This window comes from Peribacillus sp. P4_C12 (assembly GCF_056402095.1).
This window is the reverse complement of sequence record NZ_JBFUIB010001078.1, coordinates 1-722: the sequence shown is the minus strand read 5'-3', so window position 1 is coordinate 722 and position 722 is coordinate 1. Positions and strand designations below refer to the sequence as shown.

General features: G+C 36.4%; 1 pseudogene. It reads right to left on the bottom strand.

The features are described 5' to 3' along the window. Positions 1-722 (bottom strand): annotated as a pseudogene (locus tag AC1DUW_RS31425) (heavy metal translocating P-type ATPase); the annotation flags it as partial.

Here is a 722-nt window from a genome sequence, read left to right as displayed (position 1 = left end):
GAAAGTGCTGGAGCATCATTAATACCGTCTCCGACCATTGCCACCTTATGTCCTTCATTTTGTAATTTCTTTATGGCATCTACTATATCCTCCGGTAATAAATCTGAAAAACAACGAGTAACATTAGCTTCTGAAGCAATCATTTTTGCAGTTCCTTCATTATCTCCGGTCAACAATACAGTTTGGTTAATCCCACTTTGCTTTAATCCTTTTAAAGCTGAAACCGTTGTGTCACGTATTGTATCAGAAAATGCAATCATACCCATTACCTGATGATTTGTACCGATAATAACTACGGTTTTCCCATTACTTTGTATATCTTGAACATGTTTTTTTACTTCCTCTAAGGATACATTCATTTCTTCGAATAGTTTAAGATTCCAGCGTATAAGATATCTCCTTGAATGGTCGCTTGAACGCCGTTTCCTACGATACTTTTAAATAACTCACCAATTTTAGGCTGAATTCCTTTTTCATTGGCATATCCAACAATCGCTTTGGCTATTGGATGTGTTGAATAATCTTCTAATGTTAATGCAATTGAAAGTAATTCCTCTTCTGATACGTTTAACGGCTTGATTTCTGATACTTTAGGCTTTCCTTCAGTCAAAGTCCCTGTTTTATCAAATGCAGTAATGGTACCTGCTTTTTCTAAGAAAGTACCGCCTTTAATTAAGACTCCATTCTTCGCAGCGTTCCCAATAGCTGATACGATCGCAACA